This window comes from Bradyrhizobium sp. YR681 (assembly GCF_000282615.1).
Lineage (GTDB): Bacteria > Pseudomonadota > Alphaproteobacteria > Rhizobiales > Xanthobacteraceae > Bradyrhizobium.
This window is the reverse complement of sequence record NZ_AKIY01000043.1, coordinates 1-7,397: the sequence shown is the minus strand read 5'-3', so window position 1 is coordinate 7,397 and position 7,397 is coordinate 1. Positions and strand designations below refer to the sequence as shown.

Here is a 7,397-nt window from a genome sequence, read left to right as displayed (position 1 = left end):
GTGGCTGCAGCCGCTTCCGCAAGCTCCGAAGCGATCACCCAAAGCGGCGTCTCGCGCGCGGAGCGCACGAGCTGGCTCGCGGCGGGAATGCGCAGACTCTGGTCGAGCACCACACGCACCGGCGAGCGCGCCGCCATGCCCGGCAGGCGGCAATTGAGCTGCGGATCATCAGCCAGCACTGTGCCGATGCCGACCAGGATGGCGTCGCACTGCGCGCGCAGGAGATGCACACGGTTGCGCACCGCCTCACCCGTGATCGCAAGCGGCTTGCCGCCGGCCGCGCCGATCTTGCCGTCGGGCGAAACCGCCAGCTTCAAGATCACGTGCGGGCGCTTGTCCCGGATGCGGCGGAAATGCCCGGCGTGGTCGAAGGCGGCCTCTGCCGCGCACGGACCAACATCCACTGTGATACCGGCAGCGCGCAATCGCGCATGGCCCTGGCCCGCGACTTCCGGATTGGGATCTTCGATCGCCGCAACGACCCGCTTGATGCCGGCGGCGATCACCGCATCAGCGCAAGGCGGCGACTTGCCGAAATGCGAGCATGGCTCCAGCGTGACGTAGAGCGTGGCACCGCGTGCTGCCTCCCCGGCCCGCCGCAGCGCCTCGGGCTCACCATGCGGGCGCCCGCCCGGCTGCGTCCAACCGCGGCCGACGATCATCCCGTCTTTCACGATCACAGCGCCGACCGACGGGTTGGGCCAAGTCCGCCCCAGCCCGCGCCTGCCCAGCGACAGCGCAAGCTGCATGAAGCGGCGATCGGCGTCCTTGCTGTCGCGGATCTTCTGGGCGTACTGATCCTCCAGGATGCGGAAGATCATTTGCGGATCGCGGCGAGCCGCGCTTCCTCCTCGCCGGAGAGCTCGCCGAGCACGTCGGCAAAATCCTTGGCCTCGCGGAAATTGCGGTAGACCGAGGCGAAGCGCACATAGGCGACGTCGTCGAGCGTGCGCAGATGCTCCATCACGGTCTCGCCGATCACCTCGGAGGAGATTTCGGCCTCGCCGCCGGTCTCAAGCTCGCGAACGATGGTGGAGACCATCTTCTCGACCCGCTCCGGCTCGACCTGCCGCTTGCGCAGGGAGATCGACACCGAGCGCATCAGCTTGTCGCGGTCGAACGGCACGCGGCGACCGTTGCGCTTGATCACCGTGAGCTCACGCAGCTGCACGCGCTCGAAGGTGGTGAAGCGGAAATTGCAGGCGACGCACACGCGCCGCCTGCGGATCACGGAAGAGTCCTCGGTCGGACGCGAGTCCTTTACCTGCGTATCGAGACTGTTGCAGTTCGGGCAGCGCATCCGTTTACCTTGACCAGTTTTCTTCGGCCTTACTGATAGATCGGGAACCGATCGGTGAGCGCTTTGACCCGTTCCTTGATCGCGGCTTCCACCAGCGGCGCCTTGCCGTCGGAGGATTGCGCGATCGCGTTCAAGACCTCGCCGATCATGCCGGCGACCTGCTGGAATTCAGCGACGCCGAAACCGCGGGTGGTCGCCGCCGGCGTACCCAGCCGAATACCTGATGTGACGAACGGCGACTCGGGATCGAAGGGAATACCGTTCTTGTTGCAGGTGATCGCGGCGCGGACCAGCGCCTTCTCCGAGGCGTTGCCCTTCAGGCCCTTCGGCCGGAGGTCAACCAGCATCAGATGGTTATCGGTGCCGCCGGACACAATGTCGAAGCCGTGGCTCTTCATCGCCTCGGCCAGCGCCTTGGCGTTCTCGACGACGTTCTTGGCATAGACCTTGAAGTCCGGCCGCAGCGCCTCGCCGAAGGCGACCGCCTTCGCCGCGATCACATGCATCAGCGGGCCGCCCTGCAGGCCCGGGAAGATGGCCGAGTTGAACTTCTTGGTCAGCGCCTCGTCGTTCCACAGCATCAGACCACCGCGCGGACCGCGCAGCGATTTGTGCGTCGTGGTGGTGGTGATGTGGGCATAGGGCACGGGCGAAGCATGCACGCCGCCGGCGACGAGACCCGCGAAATGGGCCATATCGACCAGGAGATACGCACCGACCGAGTCCGCGATCTCGCGGAAACGCTTGAAATCCCAGGCGCGGGAATAGGCCGAGCCGCCGGCGACGATCAGCTTCGGTTTGACCTCTTCGGCCTGCTTGGCGACCGCGTCCATGTCGATGATCTGGTCCTCACGGCGCACGGTGTAGTGCGCGGCCTTGAACCATTTGCCGCTCATGTTGACGGGCGAGCCGTGGGTGAGATGGCCGCCGGCCGCGAGGTCGAGACCCATGAAGGTGTCGCCGGGCTGGAGCAGCGCCAGGAACACCGCCTGGTTCATCTGGCTGCCGGAGTTCGGCTGCACGTTGGCGAACTTGGCGCCGAACAGCTTCTTGGCGCGATCGATCGCGAGGTTCTCGGCGACGTCGACCCACTCACAACCGCCATAGTACCGCGCGCCCGGATAACCTTCCGCATATTTGTTGGTCATCACCGAACCCTGCGCTTCCAGCACAGCCCGGCTGACGATGTTCTCGGAGGCGATCAGCTCGACCTCGTGGCGCTGCCGGCCGAGCTCACCCTTGATGGCGGCAGCGATTTCCGGGTCGGCCTGCTCGAGCGAGGCGGTGAAAAACGAATCGGGGGCGGAGGCGGTTTTGGCGAAGGTCATCTTGCGAATATCTCCACCGCCGCAGCCTTTTGGCGGGCTACGGGCGGGTCTGGTGTGGTGATCGGAAGCGGCGTGCGCGATCTACCACATCGCCCGCAACAGGCCAAGTGGTTGCGGGTCGGGCCTGATATTTATGCAAGATATGGTGGGGATTGAAGGATTGGGGCCCGAGGGCGGTGCTCCGGACCCGCCCCCATCCGATCAACCCTGAAGGGTCCGATTTGGGCCTTAAAATACCCCTGCCCGGCGCCGGCCGGATTTCGCCTAAAGCCCCGTATACCCCGCCTTCACGGGGTCCACGCTGCCGTCGAGCTGGCGCAGATAGGTCAGGCCGCAGACCGTCAACCTGTGGGTGTCCTTCTCGCCGGCTTCCATCAACGTATTGAGATAGTTGGTGACCTTGGCCCGCGCCTCCGCGCTCGCCGCGGACGTGCGGTTCGCGAGCAGGTCATAGGTCTGCATGATGCGGTCAATGGCAGCTTCCATGGCATCCTCTGGTTCTCTGGAATGTCGTGAGTTCTGATCAGGCAACCGCGCGGGCCTCGGACTGGGTCTCGAACCGGCCGATCGCCTTGTTGGCGAGCCTGATCTTGTTGAGTTCGCCGTGCTGGAGCAGCTTTATGATGATCTCGAGCAGGCGTTCATTGGTGACGAGCGTGTCGGGGATGGCGCCGGAGCGGCGGAGGTAGTTCGCAGCGATGGCGTAGGCATCGCTCACGAGTTCGACGTTCAGTGCCTGCAACCCGCGCTCGACCAGCATCGCATCCTCCGATCCGGCGATACAACGCCGAAGCCGGGAACCGGTTCCGCTCAAACGGACGATTTTTCGCAACTGCAAAACGACAAAACGCACCGGACCGGGGGCAACTCCGGGCCGATGCGCTTGGGGAAGTGAGGCACGTTCGGGAGGCTTGCCGGTCTTGTTGCTGGCCGGCTTGGCCTTGTCCCGTCGAAAAGAACTCAGAGGCGATACAGGATCTGGTCGGTCCAGAACCGCTCGAGGCGGTGCAGCGACTTGTTGAGCGTGGAGAACTCCTCACCCGAGATGCCGCCGACCTGTTCAACGGTCTTGACGTGCTTCTGGTAGAGCGAGTCGACGATGCGGCGGACTTCCTGGCCCTGCGGGGTCAGACGGATGCGCACCGAGCGGCGATCAACGCGCGAGCGCTGATGATCGAGGAAGCCGAGCTCGACGAGCTTCTTCAGATTGTAGGAGACGTTGGAGCCGAGATAGTAACCGCGCGTGCGCAGCTCGCCCGCGGTCAGCTCCTTGTCGCCGATGTTGTAGAGCAGCAGCGCCTGGACCGAATTGATGTCCGCGCGACCGCGACGATCGAACTCGTCCTTGATCACGTCGAGGAGCCGGCGATGCAGCCGCTCCACCAGAGTCAAAGCTTCCAGATAGAGCGACTGCACCGAACCCTGCTGGCCGGAGATGCGCTCTGCGGTATCTGCCGCAGTTGCGACGGCTTTCATCATGACACTTCCCCTGTTGTCGTTTTTATCGACACTTATTCGACGAAACTTGTGCTCCGTCTGATAGGTTCAACTTAAGGGGGGCGTTTGAAGATCGGCTTAAATAAGAGAATAAAGAGATCATGAATTTAAGACAGTGAATTGCGGATTAAGCCTGTGCCACAAGGGCTTTTCGCAACGCTCTGTTGACCCTCGCAAGGTCCTGTTCACCCTCCGTCCGGCCCTGTTGTCGCATTCCAGAACAGCCCCGCCCCGTTTCGAAACGCGCGCGTAACAGCTGTGGCGGAACGGGCTGGTTAGCGAAAAGTTACGTCGAATTTTAAGCAACCAGCGGTCAACCAAGTAGTCACGACCGCACTCTCGTGTCCCGGACGAGCGAAGCGCAGATCCGGGACCCAGAACGCCAAGAGCGAGATCGCGGTGAGATGGGCCCCGGCTCAGCAACGCATCACTACGTGCTGCGCAGCGTCCGGGGCACGAGAGTTTGCCTGCTATGGCGGCCGTTCGCGCGCGGCCATCCAGGCGAGTGCGAGATAGGCGGCGAGCATGAAGACCTCGACGCCGACCACGACCAGGCTGCCGCCGTAGATTCCCGGGAACATCAGCTCGATCACCGCCATGGACACCACGGTCGTGAGCCACACCACGGCGCCCCACGGCGTTGCCAGCCACAGGCCGACCGCGGCGACGAGCTCGATCACGGCGAAGTAGATGGTCGCCGCCTGCCAGGCCATCGACTGGTTCTCGAACGCCTCGTCCTCGCCGCCGACGAAGCCCGTCACCTGCGCCCAATGATAGAGGCCCTTGAGGATCGAGAGCAGCGCCATCACCCGCAGGAACAGCACCAGGCGGCGCGTCCAGACATTGTCGTCGGATTCCGGGCGCTCCGACGAGATTGCCGCGACCGACATCGCATTGTCTCTGGCATTGTCTCGCGCATTGTCGCGGGCAGCGTCCCTGGCACTGGCGCTGTCGCGGGCCGCATCGCGGGTGGAGATCTCCGACATGGCCCCCTTCTGGCTGGTTCGCCCCGCAAAATCAATCGGCTGCTATCCCTTGCGACAGGTCAAGCCGCGGTGACGGGAACCATGCGAGCTGGTATAAGAATAATTCCAGCCGGAGGAAGAGTGATGGCGATCAAATACGGACGTCCGATCGAATTGCGCGAGGTCTCGCGCCGGGACGGTGCTGCGGCCTCCCCTGCCCTCGATCTGACCATCCGTCCGCGCCGCAACCGCAAGGCCGAATGGGCCCGGCGGATGGTGCGCGAGAACGTCCTCACCACCGACGATCTGATCTGGCCGCTGTTCCTGATCGACGGCAACAACAAGCGTGAGGCGATCGCCTCGATGCCGGGCGTCGAGCGCCTCAGCGTCGACCAGGCCGTGCGCGAGGCCGAGCGGGCGATGAAGCTCACCATCCCCTGCCTCGCGCTGTTTCCCTACACCGACCCCTCCCTGCGCGACGAAGAGGGCTCGGAAGCCACCAATCCGAACAACCTGGTTTGCCAGGCCGTGCGCGCGATCAAGAAGGAATTTCCCGACGTCGGCATCCTCTGCGACGTCGCGCTCGATCCCTTCACCAGCCACGGCCATGACGGCCTGATCGCCGACGGCGCGATCCTGAACGACGAGACGGTCGCCGTGCTGGTGCGTCAGGCCTTGGTGCAGGCCGAAGCCGGCTGCGACATCATCGCGCCCTCCGACATGATGGACGGCCGCGTCGCCGCGATCCGCGCGGGACTGGATCACGCAGGGCTCATCGACGTGCAGATCATGGCCTATGCGGCGAAATACGCCTCCGCCTTCTATGGCCCGTTCCGCGACGCCATCGGCTCGGCCAAGACGCTCACCGGCGACAAGCGCACCTACCAGATGGACAGCGCCAACACGGACGAAGCGCTGCGCGAGGTCGAGCTCGACATTTCCGAGGGCGCCGACATGGTGATGGTGAAGCCCGGCATGCCCTATCTCGACGTGGTCCGCCGCGTGAAGGACACCTTTGCGATGCCGACCTTCGCCTACCAGGTCTCCGGCGAATACGCGATGATCGCAGCCGCCGCCAACAATGGCTGGCTCGACGGCGAGCGCGCGATGATGGAGAGCCTCCTGGCGTTCAAGCGCGCCGGCGCCGACGGCGTGCTCAGCTATTTTGCGCCGAAGGTCGCGGAGAAGCTGCGAACCCAGGGATAAGGTGCCGCAGTGCCGTAGGGTGGGCAAAGCGGCTTGTCCGCCGTAGCTCGAAGAGCGAAGGCGGAAGCGTGCCCACCACCTCCGTCCGATCCAGACAGACCGTGGGCACGGCGCTTGCGCGCCTTTGCCCACCCTACGGCGGTTGCGCCAAAGACCCGAACCCGCCCCCGAATCGCCGGAATATTTCCGTTTCATAACACCCGCGCGCCCTTGGCACGGGGATGAGCTGTTCCCATGTCCTGCCACGGGAGTTTCCCTTGGGAGAACGGACCATGTCGTATTCGGACTCGGGCAATGCCTGGCGCAGCGACGGCGCGGCTCACGCCTACGATCCCTATCTGCACCCGGACCTGTTCCGCGGCGTGGCGACGCGGCGGGCGTTCGCGTTCCTGATCGACATGGTCATCATTTCGGTGCCGGTGATCCTCGGCTACCTCTTCATCGCCGTGTTCGGCGTGGTCACACTCGGCTTCGGATTTCTCCTGTTCGGGATCGCCTGGCCGGCCTCCGTGGTGTGGGCCATCGTCTATTACGGCGCCTGCATCGGCGGTCCCTCGTCCGCGACGATCGGCATGCGCCTGATGGATCTGGAGCTGCGCACCTGGTACGGCGCGCCCGGTTATTTCGTGCTCGGCGCCACCCATGCCGTGCTGTTCTGGGTGACGGTCTCGTTCCTGACGCCCTTCGTGGTTCTGGTCGGCCCGTTCAACAGCCGCCGGCGGCTGCTGCATGATTTCGTGCTGGGAACGGTCGTGATCAACAATTCGGTTCGGGCGCCCGTGTCGCAGGCCGCAAGGACGTATTGAGAACCCGGTGATCAAGAACCTATCAACCCGGACCATCTAAACTGACCGACCTGACCTGCCGAGCAGGACAATTGACCGGGAGCCTTCGTAGCGCGATGCTGATATTCACTTCGGAGGCCTACGACGTCCCTTGACCCAGCACTCGCGCGACACCCCCCAGTTTTACCTCACGGCGCCCTCTCCCTGCCCGTACCTGCCGGGCCGGCATGAGCGCAAGGTGTTTACGCACCTCGTGGGGGAGCGCGCCGGCGACCTCAACGACCTGCTGACCCATGGCGGCTTCCGCCGCAGCCAG

Annotated in this window: 9 protein-coding genes and 1 pseudogene; 3 read left to right on the top strand and 7 right to left on the bottom strand. The window is 64.4% G+C overall.

Annotation, left to right across the window (positions count from 1 at the left end; genetic code table 11):
• The 7 genes from ribD to PMI42_RS06360 form a co-directional block, all read right to left on the bottom strand.
• Positions 1-821, bottom strand: an 821-nt coding sequence (gene ribD / locus PMI42_RS06390) for a bifunctional diaminohydroxyphosphoribosylaminopyrimidine deaminase/5-amino-6-(5-phosphoribosylamino)uracil reductase RibD (protein WP_008131715.1), incomplete at its 3' end; no start/stop codon positions are given.
• The gene (gene nrdR, locus PMI42_RS06385) at positions 818-1,300 is read right to left on the bottom strand and encodes a transcriptional regulator NrdR (RefSeq protein WP_007603426.1); all 483 of its coding nucleotides are present in this window, start codon (positions 1,298-1,300) and stop codon (positions 818-820) included. The genes nrdR and ribD, both read right to left, overlap by 4 nt.
• A gap of 29 nt (positions 1,301-1,329) precedes the next feature.
• Positions 1,330-2,628, bottom strand: coding sequence for a serine hydroxymethyltransferase (gene glyA / locus PMI42_RS06380; protein WP_008131711.1), 1,299 nt, complete (start codon positions 2,626-2,628; stop codon positions 1,330-1,332).
• 264 nt (positions 2,629-2,892) lie between these two features.
• Positions 2,893-3,114 carry a hypothetical protein gene (locus PMI42_RS06375; RefSeq protein ID WP_008131709.1) on the bottom strand — a complete coding sequence of 74 codons (222 nt, stop codon included), beginning with the start codon at positions 3,112-3,114 and terminating at the stop codon, positions 2,893-2,895.
• A 37-nt stretch (positions 3,115-3,151) separates the two neighbouring features.
• Positions 3,152-3,388: a hypothetical protein gene (locus PMI42_RS06370; protein WP_008131707.1), complete on the bottom strand. Its 237-nt coding sequence runs from the start codon at positions 3,386-3,388 to the stop codon at positions 3,152-3,154.
• A gap of 200 nt (positions 3,389-3,588) precedes the next feature.
• Positions 3,589-4,107 carry a transcriptional regulator LdtR gene (gene ldtR, locus PMI42_RS06365; RefSeq protein WP_008131706.1) on the bottom strand — a complete coding sequence of 173 codons (519 nt, stop codon included), beginning with the start codon at positions 4,105-4,107 and terminating at the stop codon, positions 3,589-3,591.
• Between the two features lie 488 nt (positions 4,108-4,595).
• Positions 4,596-5,111 carry a DUF6163 family protein gene (locus tag PMI42_RS06360; RefSeq protein WP_008131705.1) on the bottom strand — a complete coding sequence of 172 codons (516 nt, stop codon included), beginning with the start codon at positions 5,109-5,111 and terminating at the stop codon, positions 4,596-4,598.
• A gap of 123 nt (positions 5,112-5,234) precedes the next feature.
• Between PMI42_RS06360 and hemB the strand changes: the two genes are divergently transcribed.
• The 3 genes and pseudogenes from hemB to PMI42_RS06345 form a co-directional block, all read left to right on the top strand.
• Positions 5,235-6,296, top strand: a complete 1,062-nt coding sequence (gene hemB, locus PMI42_RS06355) for a porphobilinogen synthase (protein WP_008131704.1) — start codon at positions 5,235-5,237, stop codon at positions 6,294-6,296.
• A 272-nt stretch (positions 6,297-6,568) separates the two neighbouring features.
• Complete coding sequence (locus PMI42_RS06350) at positions 6,569-7,102, top strand: RDD family protein (protein ID WP_008131702.1); 534 nt, start codon at positions 6,569-6,571, stop codon at positions 7,100-7,102.
• Between the two features lie 130 nt (positions 7,103-7,232).
• Positions 7,233-7,397 (top strand): annotated as a pseudogene (locus tag PMI42_RS06345) (arginyltransferase); the annotation flags it as partial.

What these genes read in the sequence shown, in the direction of transcription:
- nrdR (WP_007603426.1), bottom strand. Translation starts at nt 1,300, where the DNA reads ATGCGCTGCCCGAACTGCAACAGTCTCGATACGCAGGTAAAGGACTCG.
- glyA (WP_008131711.1), bottom strand. Translation starts at nt 2,628, where the DNA reads ATGACCTTCGCCAAAACCGCCTCCGCCCCCGATTCGTTTTTCACCGCC.
- PMI42_RS06375 (WP_008131709.1), bottom strand. Translation starts at nt 3,114, where the DNA reads ATGGAAGCTGCCATTGACCGCATCATGCAGACCTATGACCTGCTCGCG.
- PMI42_RS06370 (WP_008131707.1), bottom strand. Translation starts at nt 3,388, where the DNA reads ATGCTGGTCGAGCGCGGGTTGCAGGCACTGAACGTCGAACTCGTGAGC.
- ldtR (WP_008131706.1), bottom strand. Translation starts at nt 4,107, where the DNA reads ATGATGAAAGCCGTCGCAACTGCGGCAGATACCGCAGAGCGCATCTCC.
- PMI42_RS06360 (WP_008131705.1), bottom strand. Translation starts at nt 5,111, where the DNA reads ATGTCGGAGATCTCCACCCGCGATGCGGCCCGCGACAGCGCCAGTGCC.
- hemB (WP_008131704.1), top strand. Translation starts at nt 5,235, where the DNA reads ATGGCGATCAAATACGGACGTCCGATCGAATTGCGCGAGGTCTCGCGC.
- PMI42_RS06350 (WP_008131702.1), top strand. Translation starts at nt 6,569, where the DNA reads ATGTCGTATTCGGACTCGGGCAATGCCTGGCGCAGCGACGGCGCGGCT.